16 protein-coding genes are annotated in these 17,652 nt (G+C 45.4%); 3 read left to right on the forward strand and 13 right to left on the reverse strand.

Annotation, left to right across the window (positions count from 1 at the left end; translation table 11 throughout):
- Positions 1-18: 18 nt before the first annotated feature.
- From H6G89_RS24840 to H6G89_RS24880, 9 genes are all read right to left on the reverse strand, one after another.
- Positions 19-1,200, reverse strand: coding sequence for an N-acetyl sugar amidotransferase (locus H6G89_RS24840; RefSeq protein WP_190511510.1), 1,182 nt, complete (start codon positions 1,198-1,200; stop codon positions 19-21).
- Positions 1,201-1,313: 113 nt separating this feature from the next.
- Positions 1,314-2,102, reverse strand: a complete 789-nt coding sequence (gene hisF, locus H6G89_RS24845) for an imidazole glycerol phosphate synthase subunit HisF (RefSeq protein ID WP_190511512.1) — start codon at positions 2,100-2,102, stop codon at positions 1,314-1,316.
- Positions 2,103-2,161: 59 nt separating this feature from the next.
- Positions 2,162-2,794, reverse strand: coding sequence for an imidazole glycerol phosphate synthase subunit HisH (hisH, locus tag H6G89_RS24850; RefSeq protein WP_190511514.1), 633 nt, complete (start codon positions 2,792-2,794; stop codon positions 2,162-2,164).
- Between the two features lie 6 nt (positions 2,795-2,800).
- On the reverse strand, positions 2,801-3,412 hold the full coding sequence (locus H6G89_RS24855) for a pseudaminic acid biosynthesis-associated methylase (protein ID WP_190511516.1): 612 nt from the start codon (positions 3,410-3,412) through the stop codon (positions 2,801-2,803).
- On the reverse strand, positions 3,412-4,158 hold the full coding sequence (locus H6G89_RS24860; protein WP_190511524.1) for a cytidylyltransferase domain-containing protein: 747 nt from the start codon (positions 4,156-4,158) through the stop codon (positions 3,412-3,414). Before H6G89_RS24860 ends, H6G89_RS24855 begins: the two co-directional genes overlap by 1 nt.
- The gene (gene pseC, locus H6G89_RS24865; protein WP_190511532.1) at positions 4,155-5,321 is read right to left on the reverse strand and encodes a UDP-4-amino-4,6-dideoxy-N-acetyl-beta-L-altrosamine transaminase; all 1,167 of its coding nucleotides are present in this window, start codon (positions 5,319-5,321) and stop codon (positions 4,155-4,157) included. The genes H6G89_RS24860 and pseC overlap by 4 nt, the downstream gene beginning before the upstream one ends.
- Before the next feature lie 11 nt (positions 5,322-5,332).
- A complete protein-coding gene (pseB, locus tag H6G89_RS24870) occupies positions 5,333-6,322 on the reverse strand; it encodes a UDP-N-acetylglucosamine 4,6-dehydratase (inverting) (protein WP_190511540.1) in 990 nt (329 codons plus the stop codon).
- Between the two features lie 15 nt (positions 6,323-6,337).
- Positions 6,338-7,990 carry a hypothetical protein gene (locus H6G89_RS24875; protein ID WP_190511542.1) on the reverse strand — a complete coding sequence of 551 codons (1,653 nt, stop codon included), beginning with the start codon at positions 7,988-7,990 and terminating at the stop codon, positions 6,338-6,340.
- 98 nt (positions 7,991-8,088) lie between these two features.
- On the reverse strand, positions 8,089-9,717 hold the full coding sequence (locus H6G89_RS24880) for a hypothetical protein (RefSeq protein ID WP_190511544.1): 1,629 nt from the start codon (positions 9,715-9,717) through the stop codon (positions 8,089-8,091).
- 523 nt (positions 9,718-10,240) lie between these two features.
- Here H6G89_RS24880 and H6G89_RS24885 point away from each other — a divergent pair.
- Positions 10,241-11,872 carry a hypothetical protein gene (locus H6G89_RS24885; RefSeq protein WP_190511545.1) on the forward strand — a complete coding sequence of 544 codons (1,632 nt, stop codon included), beginning with the start codon at positions 10,241-10,243 and terminating at the stop codon, positions 11,870-11,872.
- A gap of 11 nt (positions 11,873-11,883) precedes the next feature.
- Here the strand turns inward: H6G89_RS24885 and H6G89_RS24890 are convergent, their stop codons facing one another.
- On the reverse strand, positions 11,884-13,242 hold the full coding sequence (locus tag H6G89_RS24890) for an S-layer homology domain-containing protein (RefSeq protein ID WP_199336910.1): 1,359 nt from the start codon (positions 13,240-13,242) through the stop codon (positions 11,884-11,886).
- A gap of 56 nt (positions 13,243-13,298) precedes the next feature.
- Here H6G89_RS24890 and H6G89_RS24895 point away from each other — a divergent pair, with 56 nt between their 5' ends.
- Both H6G89_RS24895 and H6G89_RS24900 read left to right on the forward strand, forming a co-directional pair.
- Positions 13,299-14,243, forward strand: a complete 945-nt coding sequence (locus H6G89_RS24895) for a nucleoside hydrolase (RefSeq protein WP_190511547.1) — start codon at positions 13,299-13,301, stop codon at positions 14,241-14,243.
- A gap of 179 nt (positions 14,244-14,422) precedes the next feature.
- On the forward strand, positions 14,423-14,953 hold the full coding sequence (locus H6G89_RS24900) for a vitamin K epoxide reductase family protein (RefSeq protein WP_190511549.1): 531 nt from the start codon (positions 14,423-14,425) through the stop codon (positions 14,951-14,953).
- Between the two features lie 178 nt (positions 14,954-15,131).
- Here the strand turns inward: H6G89_RS24900 and H6G89_RS24905 are convergent, their stop codons facing one another.
- The 3 genes from H6G89_RS24905 to H6G89_RS24915 all read right to left on the reverse strand — a co-directional run bounded on the left by H6G89_RS24905 (position 15,132) and on the right by H6G89_RS24915 (position 17,651).
- Positions 15,132-15,794, reverse strand: coding sequence for a class I SAM-dependent methyltransferase (locus H6G89_RS24905; protein ID WP_190511551.1), 663 nt, complete (start codon positions 15,792-15,794; stop codon positions 15,132-15,134).
- Between the two features lie 299 nt (positions 15,795-16,093).
- Entirely contained in the window at positions 16,094-16,702 is a 609-nt protein-coding gene (locus tag H6G89_RS24910; protein WP_190511553.1) for a thioredoxin family protein, read from the reverse strand.
- Positions 16,703-16,817: 115 nt separating this feature from the next.
- Positions 16,818-17,651, reverse strand: coding sequence for an SWIM zinc finger family protein (locus H6G89_RS24915; protein WP_190511555.1), 834 nt, complete (start codon positions 17,649-17,651; stop codon positions 16,818-16,820).
- Between the last annotated feature and the right edge of the window lies 1 nt (position 17,652).

The following is a 17,652-nucleotide window of genomic DNA, read 5'->3' on the forward strand; positions in this document are numbered from 1 at the left end:
AGCATTTTATAACTCCGCTTACTTCGCCACTGCACCATAAGCAGATGGTTCGCCCCAGATATTATCTTTGACCCACTGCCCATCCTCAACCCGCCAGACTCGCGGATCGCGGAAGGTATCGCAGGTTATGTCAAACTCTTCTTCAGTCATCCCGACATATTCCAACCATCGCTCCAGGTCGCGTCGGGGCTTAACATGGTCGTATTTCCGAACCATCTCAATGCCCTGTTCGCGGGTCATCACCCCTGCCCGAATGTCTTTGCAGGCGTGATCAGAACCTCGCCCGTAGCCAAACTTGATGAATTTGAGGTAGTCGTGGATGCCGTTTTCGTGCATATCATCCAGGTTGGAAATGGTTCGGTAGGTGCGTTCAAAAGCCTGTTGAGCAGGCTTCCAACCATACTGCTCCATCACCAGTTTGGAGTGTTCATTGGCTTCCCAATTGACAAAATTGCTAAGGTAAATTCCTCGCACCTCCACCTCATCAATCTCATCATCGGAGGGATACTGTGCCCACAACAAATCTTTAGCGGTTAACCCTTCCTTCACGTCAGGTCGTCCTAACTTTTCTAAGCCCTCATCGGTGAAGTCATCCCAGTCGTAGCCGCGCAGGGCGTGTTCCAGTCGAAACTTGGCAGTGAACTCCACCAGATCATTGTAGGAATACATGCCCCCCAAATCCATAAATCCATGCTCACCCCACAACATGAGGGGCACTTTGTAGCGCACTGCCACCTGAATCGGCACAGTAAAAATGCCACAGTGGGCATGCCAGTTCATATCACCCTGAACCTTAAAGCCCAACCGATTCATCTTAATCAGCGTATCCACACCGGGACGCACAATGATGTGGTCGCAGTCAAACACCTCGCGCATCCGATACAGGTTGTATTCCCCTTCGGGCAGGTAGTTATTGCCGTGGTAGGTGACAAGCAGTGGCTTTAACCCCAATTCTTTGACCGCAATATGGGTCTGAAAATAGCTGTCCTTGCCACCACTGACCGGAATCACAATGTCGTAGTTATTGTCACTGCGATATTCATCGGCTAACTCTTTGAGCCACTGCCAGCGTTGCTCCCAGTCAATATTCTTTTTCTGGTCGTGAACTCGACACCCCGAACAAACCCCATGCTCATCAAAGGTGAGAGGAGCCGCACTAACAGCGGGATAGACACATCGAGTGCAATATTGAACTGGCATGGGTGGATATAGATTGATGAGTACATCAAAACTTAAATGTATTGGTGCGTTGAGCAACGCACCCTACAAAATACTGCGGGAATCATACCGCTTTTTGCAGAGCTTTAGGCAAGCTAGAGGCGAATGTCAACCCCTGCCTTTGCTAAAGCTCGTTTGCCACCTTTATCCGACAGTTCCTTGAAGTGCCAAATGTTTGCTGCTGCAACCGCTGCTGCTCCTGCCCGAATACCCTCAGCGTAATGTTCGTAGCGTCCGACTCCACCACAGGCAATCACCGGAATGGTCGTTGCCGCCGCAACGGTATTGATTAGATCGAGGTCGTAGCCTTTGCCCGTGCCATCGCGATCGATACTGTTGAGCAAGATTTCACCCGCACCTCGTTGCTCCACTTCTCGTGCCCATTCTTCCGGTTTTTTGCCTGTTGGTTCTTGTCCCCCATCAATGAAGACTTCAGTTTGTCCATCGGGATGACGCAACACATCAATGCTAACGACGATCGCCTGACTGCCAAAAATCGTTGCTCCCTGGGTAATGAGGTCGGGCGATCGCACCGCAGCGGTATTGAGCGTAATCTTGTCGGCTCCTCGGCTAATCCGTTGGCGCATATCTTCTACGGTGCGAATGCGTCCACCCCAGGTGAGCGGCATGAAACAGGTTTTGCTCACCTCATCCAAGATATCAAGGGGATTGGTTAAACCTTTGATTTTATGGTCATCGCGCCGCAGGTCGTACTGATCGTCTCGACTGATATCTAAATAGATCAACTCATCGACATTCCATTCATTAAATCGCTGGACTTCGTGAATGGGGTTACCAATAATTTGGTGAATCTTAAATAGCTCACTACGAATTAGTAATCCGTTTTTGAGTAGAAGGATCGGGATTAAACGTTTTTTAAGCATGGTTCAACCTGCTTTGAAGACAGTTTTAGATCTCCAACTTCTTAAAGAAGTTGGAGATCTCAGATGCCGGATAAGAAATTTTTGAGCAGTGCCAATCCTACTTTTTGGCTTTTTTCAGGATGAAATTGAGTGGCGTAAATATTATCAAATTCGATGCTGGCAACAAACTCTGTTCCGTGAGTGGTCGTGGCACTCACCATGCTGCGATCGCTCGGCTTCAACACATAACTATGAACGAAATAGAAAGTCGGTGTTTTAGTGAAACCAGCATATAAGCCATCTGACTTTAAGATCTGAGCATCATTCCATCCAATGTGGGGAATGCGAATATCTGGATCGTTGGCTGGTAGGCGTTCTACCGTTCCGGCAACCCAATCTAAACCTTTGTGAGTCCCATGCTCTGTGCCCATGGTTGCCAAGAGTTGCATTCCCAAACAAATCCCCAAGAAAGGTTTTTTGTTTTCTCTAACTTCTTTCTCTAAAGCAGAAATCCAACCTTGAGTTTGCAGATTATTCATCGCATCCCCAAACGCTCCAACTCCCGGCAAAATAATGTGACTGAATTGGATCAGTTCAGTCGGGTGATCAACAATTTGAACCGGAAACTGGAGGGAGGCGATCGCATTAGCAACAGATCGAAGGTTACCCATGCCATAGTTAATAATGCCGACCAATGGTTGTTTTTCAGTCATACAAGATCAGGCTATTTTCTCTAGTAAAAACCAGGTCGTGTTATCCCAGGAAGGATTAACCTGTTGCCACAAAAAACCATAATCTACAACCGAAACTTGTTGGGTTTGCTCAATGAACTCTCTGGCAAAATCTCGCTTAAATAACTTCTCTGAATGACCACGATAGCTGAGTTCTACTGGCACTGGGTTGAAGTATTCGTTGATTAGAATATAGCGGTTTGAGAGATCATACATCTTCTGATAAATCAGGGGTAGATCATCAGGGTTAATGTGAATTAATACTCCACAAGTAAATACCAGATCAAAGGTTTGATTAGGCTGAAATTCTTGAATTGATACGTGAACTGCGCTTACATTAGAAATTGCTTTTAGAGTGGTGAATGCTACTGGATTTAGCTCAACTCCAGTTAACTCAAAATTAGAGCTAAGATGAGCGATCGCCTGAAGATTATGTCCCCGATTGGCTCCCAACTCACAAATGGTTCTAACCCCAAACGTTTTGCTTAAAATGTTAGCAAAGAAGGGTTGCCGTTGTTCCCACAAAATATCGTTGCGTTGAGTATAGTCATTACCAAACTGCCCTTCCCAAAAGAGTTCTTGTTCCGTTTTAGATCTCATTACTCTCCTAACTTCTTTTGTTGAATGTGGGCATTAATTTGCGTTAAATGTGGTTTTGCTTTCAACAACTCTAAAATATCATCCATCATAAAAAGGCGATCGGGCTGATATAACGCCTGATACACCGCTTCAATAAACTCTAAGTCTTCAGGGGTATCAAGTGTCCAACGATAATGAGAGAGGTCTTCATCATAATGTTGATTATGGAGTGCAAAAATTTGAGGATGTTGATAGATGTAGGGGGTCACATGCTCCCTTTCATAGGGTTGATCAGCGTTGTGGTAAGCAATTTCCAAAGTGTTAAACGTAAATACTTCTGCATCTAAACCAATTGGATAGCTGCGCTCAAGTGTATTGCTGAGGTAATCGATGGATAACCCTGCATCATCCATCATGCTAAAGTAATCGAGCAGATTTTCTAATACTTCTGGGTCTAATAGTGGGCAATCTGACGTAACTCGAACGACGACATCAGCATTATATTTTTGTGCAGCTAGATAATACCGCTCCAAAACATCATTTTCACTCCCTCTAAAACAACTCACACCTGCTTTTTCAGCCTCTTGGGCGATCGCGTCATCTGCTGATTGAGTCGTCGTCGCAACAATCACTTCATCCACTAAAGGACACGCTTTGACCCGTGTGATGACATGGGACAAAACCGTCTTGCCACAAAGCAATTTCATCACTTTTCCTGGAAGACGAGTTGACCCCATACGGGCTTGAATAATAGCGGCAGTTTTCATAACAAAACCTCTCGCAAAACAGCCACAACTCTGTCTTGATCTTCTCCTGTCAATCCGTAATAAATAGGCAGACTAATGGCTTCTTGGTAATAGCGTTCTGCTTCTGGAAAATCCCCCCATAGAAAACCGAGTTGCTGATAGTAAGGCTGAGTATGAACAGGGATGTAGTGCAGATTCACACCAATGTGATAGTGGCGTAACGCTTCAAAAATCTGACGGTGGGTTTTCTCAATTTTGTCGAGTTTGAGGCGAATCACATAGAGATGATAGCTCGACTCCGTATCAGGATGTTGCCAGGGCAGAGTGAGCGGCAAATCTTGCAGCAACTGGTTATAGCGATCGGCTAAAAATCGTCGTCGTTGCACGAACTCATCAAGTCGTTGCAACTGGCTCAAACCCAGTGCTGCTTGAATATCAGTCATGCGGTAATTAAAGCCCAACTCGATTTGTTGATAATACCAAGGTCCATGGGAATCTCCCTGCATGAGATCAGGATCGCGAGTAATACCGTGGGTTCTTAGTCGAATCAGTTTCTCATACAAATCGTCCCGATTGGTTAAAACCATCCCACCTTCGCCTGTCGTGATGATTTTGACCGGATGAAAGCTAAACACTGCCATATCCGAAAACTGACATGAGCCGATTGGTTGCTGCCTGTAACGACCTCCAATCGCATGGGAAGCATCTTCAATCACACAAAACCCATACTGACGGGCAAGAGAAGCGATCGCTTCCATCTCGCAGGATTGCCCTGCTAAATGCACCGGGATCACAATCTTGGGTAAACAACCTTGCCGCTCCGCCCATTGCAACTTGCGCTCTAGCTCAGCGACACTCACGTTATAGGTATGAGGGTCAATATCAACAAAATCAACATTGCTCCCGCAGTACAGACCACAATTGGCTGACGCAACAAAGGTATTAGGAGACGTCCAGAGAGCGTCTCCAGTCCCTAGTTCTGCGGCTAAGCAAGCGATGTGCAAGGCAGCAGTAGCATTGGCAACGGCGACAGCATACCGAACCCCACAGTAGCTAGCAACCGCTTGTTCAAAGCGATCGATGGTTGGTCCTTGGGTAATCCAATCCGATTGCAGCACCTCAACAACAGCATCAATGTCTTGCTGAGTAATGTCTTGCCGTCCGTAAGGAATAAAAGCCGTCATGTAGAGAGGGACTAATCGCTGAGGATATCTAACAGTTCTTGAGGATTCAACCAATCACTGTTGGTATCAGAACTATACTGAAAACCATCCGGCACGGGAACCCCCTTCTCCTGAAGGGCATTGCAGGCAAAATCGATTTCATGAACAAACTGAATCGAGGGTTGAATCACATAGTGATCCGTAAATTCGAGGGTTAGATGAGCATCGTCAACAGGACACATCACCTCGTGCAGCTTTTCTCCGGGGCGAATTCCAACAACTTTTATAGGAATGCCAGGAGCAAGGGCTTTGGCTAAATCGGTGAGGTGCATTGAGGGAATTTTGGGCACAAAAATTTCGCCTCCCTGCATCCGCTCAAAACTTTTCAGTACAAAATCAATTCCTTGCTGCAACGTAATCCAAAAGCGGGTCATGCGGGGATCCGTAATGGGAATTTCAATTGCTCCCTCACGTACAAGCTTCTGAAAAAAGGGAACTACAGACCCCCTGGAGCCAACCACGTTGCCGTAACGAACAACAGCAAACTGGGTTTTTAGGGAACCTGTGATATTGTTGGCAGCCACAAATAATTTATCTGAGACGAGTTTAGTTGCTCCATAGAGATTAATGGGGCTAGCGGCTTTGTCTGTCGAGAGGGCAATCACCTTGTGAACTTCATGGGCGATCGCCACATCAATTACATTACTCGCGCCATTGATGTTGGTCTTGATACACTCCATGGGGTTGTATTCTGCGGTTGGCACTTGTTTCAAGGCAGCAGCATGAATCACGTAATCCACCCCCCGCATGGCGAGGTCAAGGCGATCGCGATCGCGCACATCTCCAATGAAATAGCGCATCACAGGAGAATTAAACTCCTGAGCCATCTCATACTGTTTCAACTCATCGCGGGAGTAAACAATGACTTTCTTGGGGGTAAACCGTTCGAGCAATGTCTTGACACATTTTTTGCCAAATGACCCCGTTCCTCCAGTAATTAGAATTGTTGATTGGTCAAACATGAATAATGGTAAATACTATTCTGCTGAAATAATACGATAAACCGCCTCACTACTGCTTTCAAAAACAGTCTCTAGATTCAACGTGGGAATATATGGTTCATATTGGGGGAGACTCAAAGGGGTTCCCCGTAAAATAGCGCATTGAGTATTCAAGAAAGTTTTAATGTCGATAGGTTGATTAAATGATTCATATTGCCGAGACCAAATATTGTAGAAATAGGAATTGGGATAAAGCTTTTGTAAAGGATGTGAAAAGCTACCTAATGCAAAAAAATCACCAAATTTCAAAGCATATTCTTGAGAGGATGATCTGTAGTAGCTAATTTGAGCACATTCACGATAACGGTGATTGACAAGGCTCTGAAGGTCGCCAAGTTCTTGTTGATAAAGATTATATTGATTTAGAAGCGCATCAGAATGAGTTTTTGTACTCAGGACAGCAATCGCAACACACAGTATTAAACACAAAGCAGGAAAAATCTTCAATTTGAATCCCGAAAAGAATTTCTTTATGATGTTCTGGATCAGATTTATTTGGATGGAAACTATTAATCCAGATAAGCTAACTAAGGAAACTAGATAATGTACTGATGGCTGCTTAAGTATAGGTACAATCTGCACAAATGAAATAAGCAAGAAAAAAGCTAAGAGGATGTAAGATTTTCTTACTATAGAGAAATTCGTCTCGTCTATAACAAATGAATTAAGATTCCAAATTTTTATCAGAAAGCCGAGCAGAATGAAGACAAATAAGGATATAAATAGAAGTCCAAAAAAGATTTTGTCTTGATTCAATAAAAACTGAAAGTTAGTTTGAGCGGTGACTAAATCTACGAAACCTGGTTCTCCTGTACTGCCATAGTACCCTTTATTTACAATTGCTCCATAAATCCAACTGAAGGTTTTAGGATATTGGGCAATAATCGGGCTTGTACTGATCACAAAAGTAACAATACTAACTCCAATTGTGATTAGTTTTTGTTTTATCGTTGGTACTAATAGGATGAATAGAAGGGTAGGTAGAAAGGTATACTTACTCGCCACACCTAGACCAAATATAATTCCTAATAAAATAGGAAATTTATTCGAGCGTTCAAAAGCAGGTTCGTAAATATAGAATAATAGGATAATAGCTAAAGCTTGACTAATAAGAAATAGAAGGGGTTCAGGTGAAACTCGATATGCTGATGCCAAAGCAGTCGCCAGAAAACAAGGAATTTGAATAATGAGAGCAAGGAACAAGCTTTTACTTAATATCAAAACACTTCTTCCTACAAGAAATATGCTGACTCCTGTGAGAATTAAGATAGTTGAATTAATGATTTGTAGATAAAGTTCAGGTTCTCTGAGGACTGCTTCAATTATCGTGCTATCAACTAAGTCTGCAATTTTTTGAAAAAAGTAAGCGGCGGTAATGATGAAAGCACCAGAAAGATGGAGCAATGTACCTGGATGTTCTGTATGTCCTAAAGGATTTGATTGAATAACATTTAGAGAATTAAGTAAATAAGCATATTCAGGGTCAGAATTACTGAATAGCCAATATGGACCTCTTTGATAACGAAAAAATAACGAAATCCCGATGAATACAACAGGAATGGCAACTAGAATTGCAGACTGAATAACTGTTTGATTTTTGACATTCACTAAACGACGCATTTTCACCATAGCCTGGTTTAATTAATACTATCAAGTCAATCAATGAATTTCTCACAATTAAAGATGAATGAAATAGTAGCTTGATCAAGCATAGAAGATTATGAGCTCTATTTCGTTGAAATAATACGATAAACCGCCTCACCTTTACCTTCAAAGAGAGTTTCTAACTCAAGACTTGGAAGATATAACTCGTCATATCCGCTCCAAGGTGCTCCACGTAAAAGAGTGCATTTAGTATTTAGCAATGTTTTGATATCAACCAATTGATTAAAAGATTCAAACTGTCGGGACCAAATGTTATAAAAGAACGATTCAGGATAAAGCCTTTTAAGAGGATTTGAAAAACTTCTCAGTGCTAAATCATCTCCAAACTTTAAGGCGTATTCTTGAGAGGACGATCTGAAATAAGTGACCTGATTGCAGTCACTGTAGTTCAGGGCTATGAGATTTTGAAGCTCGCTGAGTTCACTCTGGTAGAGGCTAAATTGGCTCACGACTATACGCGAGTAGGTACTTGTGCTAGAAATGGCGATCGCAACACAGGCTACCAGAAGTAGAAACGGAAAAACCTTGAGTTTAAGCCCCGGGAAATATTTCTCTATTAAAAAATTTTGGATTAGATTCACCTGGATAAAAATCATCAATCCAGACAAGCTAATTGACGAAATGAGATAACGGATTCCAGGTTGTTTAAGAGTCGGAACGAACTGTACAACTGCAATCAGCAAAAGGCAGCCTAGCAGAAAATAAGACCTCCTGATGAGTAGTTGTTCTGATTCGTTTTCAGTAAATGAATTGGGATTCCAAACTTTTAGGAGAATTCCTAACAGGATAAAAACAGCAATAGAAATAAAAGTCAGTTGAAAGAAAACCTTATCTTGAGCATATAGGATTTGAAAATTAGCTTTAGCCGTTTGGAAATCTACAAAACCTGGCTCACCCGTACCATAGTATCCAGTTCTTGTCAGCACTCCATAAAGCCAACTAAAGGTTTTAGGATACTGAGGAATGATTGGAATTGTACTTAGTACAAAAGTCACGATAGTAGTTCCAATCGTAATTAGCTTTTGCCTGATAGTAGGTACCAACAAAATAAATAAAATCGTCGGCAAGAATGTATATTTGGTTGCCAAGCCCAAACCAAACATAATTCCTAACAGGGCAGCAAACTTCTTCGATCGGTCAAAAGTCGGTTGATAAATATAAAACAGTAGAATAATAGCCAGAATCTGACTTATTAAAAATAGAACGGGTTCTGGAGAAATTCGATATGAGGCTTCTAAAGCAGTAAATAGAAAACAAGGAGACTGAAGGATGAGCGATGGGATCAAGCTTCTGCTCAACACCAAAGCAATTTGTCCCGCAAGAAATACACTAATTCCTATTAAAAACAGGAAGGTTGAATTAATAGCCTTTAAATATAGTTCAGGTTCTTTTAGAACTGCTTCAATGATGGTGCCATCTACTAAACCTGTTATTGCCTGAAAAACATATACGATACCAATAATGAATGCGCCTAGAATATGAACTAATGTACCAGGATGTTCGGTATGCCCTAGAGGATTTGATTGAATAACATTGAGTGAATTTAATAGGTAAGCATATTCAGGGTCGGAATTGCTGAACAACCAATAGGGACCTCGTTGATGGCGAAGAAACAGCGAAATCCCAATAAACGTGATTGGAATGACTGTCAGAATTGCAGACTGAATAGTTATTTTATGTTTATTGCCCATGAAATAGTGCATTGTTATCTCGTGTTTCAGGTGAGCAGCCTTAATCCAAATTGAGATGATATTTTTTTATCTTGGTAATGTTATACAGCAAGTCCTAATCGATCGGATCTAGGTTGTCAGTGCCCATTGATCAAGTCTTGTGTGCGAGCCCTATTTGATGGGAGTCAATCGATTTAAGAGAAGACACACCAATGATCTATCTAACTTTACTCAGCTAGATTTGAGCGATCGCGTATATCTCTAACGACATAGAGCATAGCAGGGAAGTCAAGCTTTTGAGCCATTTTAGTAAGAGATCTCTTGCAAACTCGATTCCTGCTAAGAGGAGTACTTCACCTGCCCTATTCCGTCTCAATCAAAAATAGATCCCAGCGTAAAAGTAATTTCCCTCTAGCAGTGCCAAGGTTGATGTTAAATGTTACTTATGTTATAGAATTAGCCAGGATCTAATTGGTTCAAGTTAGATGCCACAATCAAACTAACTGTAATTAGATGCCTGACCTTCTATTCTGGCACTCCATTTATGGCTTCTATCACCGATCCAAAATCCGCCAAAAAACAAATTTTTTACTATTTATCCATCCTGTTATTAATTTGTGCTATTTGTTACTGGGTCTTTTGGAGAACAGGGTTATTAACATCAGGATTTCATCTTTTTATTAATGATCATGTCATTATTACGATGCATAGTGACATTCAAGCAATTGGATTATTCCCAACAATTCAAAAATGGGTGACTTACGATTACAACTCTGGTAGGTTTGTACCTTTCTATTTCACTCAAGAAGTTCTTCTAACTCAACTATTTGGGTTGAATGCAACACTTTGGTTTATTCATACTTGTCTTTTAACAGGATTAACGGCTTTTCTTCTATTTTTATTTGCCAGTTTAATTGACATACCCATTTTGGGAGCAATCTTATTCTCAGGGTTGACCCTAATTGGACCCCAAGCAGATATGTGGGCAAGACCCAGCTACACTCAGGTGCCTGGAACATTTCTTCTTGCAGGGGCATTAGTCCTGACAGTATACAGTGCAAAATTCAGCGCAAGACCAACACGGCGTAAAGCATTGATAGACGCAGGTCTTTTTGTCCTAGTGTTGCTGGCATCCATGACTAAGGAGTCCTACATTATCTTTATTCCAGCACTGGTCATGATACATGTCTGGCTAACGTGCAAATTTAATGAAATATCCCTTAAAAAGGCTATTTTTCAAAATCGATGGATTATTGGAATTCTGCTAGGATTAACTGCGATTGAGATTGTTTATATTTTGCTTTTTGTTGGTACTGACAGTATGGGTTATGCGGGAGTAGACGAAGACACGTTTAACCCTGCAAAGGTGATTGCAACTGTTAGAACCTTATTAGTTAGAAGCAATTTTGAATTTTTTGTAGCCGCAAGTGTCTTAACTCTTATCGCAATCCTCTGGAAGAAAGAATCTTTCGCAGCATTTTTTAGGGAGATCACTCCCGTTATTTTGATTACCCTTGCGATTGTCAGTCCTCAAATTTTTCTCTACACGAAATCTGGGATTGATGGGTATTATCTCATTCCAGCAACCATTGGAACTTCTTTACTTATCGTTTATGCTCTGTCACTGTTGCAATCGCACCTCAAATTTCTGGGCTATTTAGTAACAGGAATTGCTTTGGCGATCGTTCTTGCTAAATTACCCGCTGTTTGGGCAAATTACACAACTGTTGCGCGCGATAGTGCCTACATGAACGGGCTACTGCGGGAAGCCTCAACCTGTGCGTCTAATAATCGACCTATTTTAGTTGTGGTCAATCCAAGAGTTCGTTATGAGGCATCAGTAGTTACCAAAACAACGTTAAATTACATGTTTCAGCATCAGAACCTGATCCTCGCCTCCTATGGACTAGAAGGCACTGATTTCTTCTCAGACACACTTGAACCCATCGAGCGTTATTGGTCTTTCCTAGATCCGCAATCCGTGATTCAAGCTTACGAAAACAAGACCATCAAGACTACATCTACACCTAAAGAAGATATCTCAGCCGTCATCGTTTTTGATGGCTTGGATGAAGATTTTCTGAATACTTCAAAAGATTGGTTTGTGCCCACTAGCTTTGAGGTGACTGCCTTCCCAACGACTTTTGCTCCTGCTCAACTGTATTGCCGCAAGTAGATAGAACCTCTTTACTCCACCAGGGCATCTTTGGCTGAGAGACCATCTCCTTGGGAGCCAAAGTACCAGAGCACCGCTGCTGCTTCAGCGCGAGTGACAGATTTCTTGGGTTGAAACAGGGTGGTATAGCCAAAGGCACGCCGAATATTGGAGAGGTCACCGTTTTGAAAATCGGCTAAGACAGCTCTCAGTGCTCTGGCATCGATGCGATTGGCATCTTGAAATCCCCAGGTTTCCTGAACAGCCTGTACGGTGGCATTAGGTAGGCTTTGCCGGACATCGACTGGAGCTTTCCAAAGAATCAGGGTTTCGCGAGTGAGTGGTGCGTCGGGTCGAAAGGTTGTAGTGGTGGCATCGCCCGACAACGGACTGGGAATTAGCCCTGCCTCCGCTAAACCTTGAATCGCCGCAAAATCGGGATCATTGCGGGGGACATCGCGAAAGACGGGTTCATCACTGCTGACTCCCAGACGAATTTTTTGGGCAGGGCGATCGCGGTAAATCGTATTATTCGCAGCGACCAACCAGCGGGCATATTCACGGCGAGTGGCGATCGCGTTGGGTTTAAATTCCTGGCTAGAGTTTGACCCGGTGCTCAAGACACCGAGCTTAGCCAAATCTTCAATGTAGGAGCGTAGTTCTTCGGGAGCCTGACTAATATCGCTAAAGGTTTGAGCCGCAGCGGTGGGACTGGAGGGTTGAGCCGATTGGGTTGGCTGTGGAGTGGCACCCGATTGAGGCAACGGCCCGATAAAGTTAGGATCACCCGGTTGAGGAACGGGATTCGTAGCGATCGCCCCAGTGTTCTCTGAAGTCCCTGAAGCGGTAGTACTACTGGCTTCGTAGCTCAAAAGAAACTCGATGCCACTGGGCAAAGCAGAGGTAGCTGGAGGTGGTGTCGTTGGGATACTAACCGTCAGCCGAGCACCATTGCGTTCGGCTGCGATCGTTGCACCGTCTGGAGATGGGCTGGATTCGAGAATGCGCCAGTCATTAGACTGCAAAATATCGCGGTAGAACTGTTGGACTTGTTCAATGCTGTCAGCCGTCCGCCATCGCGACTGGACAGATGTCGATGCAGAATCTCCTCCCTCAGCAGGTGTTACCTCGATCAACTCCGCTCCAGGGTAGCGAGGAATATCACTGGGAAAGTCCGCTGGAAGTTGGGTTGCCCCATCCGTAGGAGAAGGGCTGGGTTGTCCAGCAGTGGGAGTATCGGTTAATCGGGGATCAGCCGCCAGCGATCGCTCAAACTGTTCTGCAAACGGCGTATTCGCGCACGATGCCAGAGGCAGCAACGCGCAGACCAGACCCGCTAAAACAAGACTTTTCTTAGACACCAACACAGGAGACCGATCAACAGAGTTCAACAGAGTTATATCCCTACGCTAACGTAGATTGGCATGAGTCGATAAGGGGATTCCAAATGACAGACCAAGGGCAGACTGCAAAGCCGATTGTGATTGATTGTGATCCGGGGGTGGATGATGCGATCGCCCTCTTATTAGCTTTTGCTTCACCAGAATTGCATCTGTTGGGTATCACCACGGTCGCTGGCAACGTGCCCCTGGTTCTGACTCAAAAGAATGCCCGTCGTATCTGTGAATTGGCGGGACGAACGGATGTTGCGGTGTATGCGGGGTGTTCTCGTCCGATCATGCGTTCTCTGGCAACCGCAGAGGAGGTACACGGCAAAACAGGGTTAGGGACTGTGCAATTTCCAGAGCCAACGATGCCCTTACAGCCAAAGCATGGGGTCGATTTTTTGGTGGAGACGCTGATGGCAGCCCCTGAAAGAGTTACTTTGGCAACTTTAGGACCCTTGACGAATGTGGCGATCGCTTTAATTAAGGAACCGCGCATTGCCCTCCAGATTGAAGAGTTGGTGTTTATGGGAGGGGCGATCGCTCAAGGGAATGTCACCTCATCTGCCGAGTTTAATATCTACGTCGATCCCCATGCGGCACAGGTGGTGCTGACCAGTGGCATTCCCCTGACGATGATTGGACTGGATGTGACTCACCAAATTTTGACCACTCCAGAACGGTTAGCTGCAATTCGGGCGATCGATACTCCGGTTGGTCAAACAGCAGCTGACTTGCTGGGCGATTACAGCTTTGAGGTTGAACAACATGGGTGGGCAGGCAATCCGCTACATGACCCCTGTGTGATTGCCTATCTGCTTCAGCCAGACTTGTTCACGGCTCATAAAATGCGGGTAGATGTGGAGGTTGCGAGTGAGTTGACGATGGGGCGAACGGTGATTAATGGCGCAAAGGAAGGAAACCTCCACCCCAATGTCAATGTGGTGCTGTCGGGTGATGCCGATGGCTTTCACCGATTGTTAGCGAAACGGTTGGCAACCCTATAGGGCGAGGCAATCGAATGTAAGGGCGGTTCGCGAACCGCCCCTACTCCATCCGTAATCAATTTGCCAAATGCTTCATCTCTACAGATTTGTAGAAGAAAAAACAACTCTGCCCAGAGTGAGGGGTATGTCTTTCCGGAATTCCCGAACATGGTGACTAGATGTAACGGAAAAGATACACTATGGACCCTCAACAACTCAGCCAAGAACTCCGTGAAGGCGAAAGCCCCGATTTAGACCGTCGCCGCTGGATTATGGGATTGTCGATGGTTGGAGCGACCATGGCGCAGATCGTCACTCTGTATCAAACTGGTGTTCTAAAAGAATTACCTGACCTCCCCATTCCCTTTGTGGATTCCGATCGCGTCGATGCGGCTCCCTACGCTTATAGTCGGCTCAATACCCCTGATGGACCACTGATGTTGATTAACTACGGCATCACGGCATGGCTCGCCTCAACAGGTGGTCAAAATCGTGCCAAAGAAAATCCCCTTGTCCCGATCGCCATGGGTGTAAAGATTCTCTTTGATGCCATCACGGCGGCTGAGTTAGCACGGGAAGAGTGGAGCGAGAATAAAGCTTTCTGTGAATATTGCCAGGTTGCCACCCTCTGCTCCTTTGCCTCTCTAGCATTAGCGGCTCCAGAGGTGATGACGGCAGTGCAGAGCTTGTTGGGACAATCCAAAGACAACGAAGCCCTGAGTGGCGTTTAGGAGAAGTAGGGTAATGGAGTGACGGAGTGATGGGGTATGGCTACGCCACACTTCGCAAGGGGATGTTGGGGTGACGGAGCGACGGGATAATAGATCAACCGTAAAGACGTGATTAATCGCGTCTCTCTACTCCCTACTCCTCCACTCTCCCACTCTCTCCTCCCTTCCTGCACAACCATTACCGTTTGAGGGCAAGGGTTAAGCCATCGGCGATCGGCACCATACTCAAACTAATCCGGTCGTCCTGGTGGAGGGTTTGGTTGAGTTGCCGCAGCATGGTTGTGCTGTCATCTTGAACCTCTGGTTGAGCGACCTGCCCTGACCAGAGAACATTGTCGATCGCCATCAGCCCACCTGGTCTGAGCAGTTGCAACACGCGATCGTAGTAGTTCAGGTAGTTTGTCTTATCAGCATCAATAAAGGCAAAGTCAAAAGTATTGGCTTGTCCCTCAGCGAGTAACTGATCCAGCGTGGATAGGGCAGGGGCGAGTCGCAGGTCAATCTTGTGAGCCACTCCTGCCGCTTGCCAATAGCGACGGGCGATCGCGGTATACTCTTCATTCACATCGCAGGCGATGATGGTGCCGTTGTCGGGGAGTGCCAGGGCGATCGCCAGAGAACTGTACCCGGTAAAGACTCCCAACTCCAAAGTTTTGGTGGCTCCCATCAGTTGCACCAATAACGCCATAAATTGCCCCTGCTCTGGAGCGATTTGCATATTGGCACTGGAATGCCGCGCCGTTTCTTCACGCAAGCGAAAGAGAATATCGGGTTCTCGTAAAGAAACAGATAACAGGTAATTGTAGAGCGATGAATCAAGACCAATCGTTTTGTTAGACATGAAGTGACACCAAACTAAATCTCAATCGCCATACGCTACCGCACTACCCACGGCACCTCCCATCAGCAAAAAACGTGTCTCCACAAGTTCTCTTAGTTCCTTGAATTCCCGAATTCTGAGGACTTTGAGTTTTGTCGAGGATCTGGCCGAAACCAGAAGCACCCGTACTGGGGACAGATGCGAAGCGCGCTTTTGGATAAACCCAAGCACCTTCTGCTAGGGGGTTTGGGGGAGGCAGTGGCGTCCCCCAATCGGGGGTTTGGGGGAGAATCCCCCAATGCCTGGTTTTCAAATAAGTCTTACGATTTCGTTGCTACGGTTGGAGCACCGCCATAATAGGCAGGTTCATTGCCAGGTTTCCATTTGATGTTGCAACCGATGCTGGGCTTTTGCTCTGTTGCGACGGGTTGCCCTGCCAAAACAGCCGCGATCGCCTGTCGCAAATCTTGACCTGTCACGGGAATTTGATTGCCAGGGCGGCTATCGTCTAGCTGACCTCGATACACTAAGCGGCGATCGCCATCAAACAAGAAAAAGTCAGGCGTGCAAGCGGCTTGATAGGCTTTGGCAACCTCCTGGCTCTCGTCATACAAGAAGGGAAAAGACAGATTGACCTCTTGGGCAAAGGCTTTAATTTTCTCAGGGGAATCGTCAGGATACTTCTCCACGTCGTTTGAGCTGATGCCCGCGATCGCCAGGCCTTGCTCACTGAAATCTCGGTCTAGCTGAGCGAGTTCATATTTCACATGCTGCACAAAGGGACAATGAGGACTGGCAAATATCACCAAGAGGGCTTTGGCACTGTCAAAGGTGTCCAGCGAAATGGCGTTTCCGCTAACAACGTCGGGCAGTGAAAACGCTGGAGCGGTTGTACCCAGAGGCAGCATTGTGGATTCGGTTCTAGCCATGAAAACCCCCAAATTAATCTGCGGTAAACTGATTGAAATTTTGTACTTTTCTGGAAGTGCAATCTCCCATAGTTGCTGAGTATATTGCAAGTTTTGCGGTGGAGAGTGCATCCCCCTAAAGCGGACCTTTATTTCTCACCTGCTCATAGAGCGTTTCCATTGCCTCGATAAAGGAGTTATCCCGATTCCAGAAGGCGGGAAAGTCTCCCTGCTTCTTCACTGGAATGCCAGAAACCAACGTTTCGGGTAGCGGCTCCATCGTTTGAGGGAGACGTTTTGCCCCATGCCAGAAGTCACGCAATCCGGCGATCGCTTCTACAGAAGCCGTTTGTGGGCGAGTGTAATAGGAGGACTGAGATTCGGGCGATCGCTGTTCTAGTAACAACTCAGCAGAGAGAGCCTGACCCAGCGGAGATTTTGCCAGTTCTTTGTGCAGGTCATCGCGAGACAATCCGCGCAACTCAAATAGTAGGAATGGGTCGCGATCAAGTTCGGCAGCAACGAGATAGTAGACCCCTGCAATGTGTTTGCAGGGGTTCTCCCAATCGGGGCAGGAACACTCGGCATCAAAGTCTTTGCGGCTGTGGGGCAGCAGGTTGATCTTGAGGGTTTTGAAGGAATTCTCGATGTCATCGGGAATCTCGTTTAGTAGTAATCGCGAGATCAGACTGGCTTTGGAGGCAATCAGGGCGATCGCCGCTGTCCATTTCGCGGCACTGATCGGTTGAAACTCGATGGTGGTGGTGTAAAGCGGTTCTTTGTAAACGCCGTAGTAGGGATTCACCGAACCCCGCACTTTAGCGGTGACAATGCCATCGACAATCTCAAAGCTTTTAACCTTATCGTTTTTCGCGTAGGAACGTCCTCGGCTCAATCGTCCTGGATCAGTGAATTCCTCCAACGCTGCGATGAATTTTTGTCCCCACCAGGTGCGGCTAAATTGGCTCATC

Origin of the sequence: Oscillatoria sp. FACHB-1407, from assembly GCF_014697545.1 — a bacterium.
In the GTDB taxonomy this organism is placed as follows: domain Bacteria; phylum Cyanobacteriota; class Cyanobacteriia; order Elainellales; family Elainellaceae; genus FACHB-1407.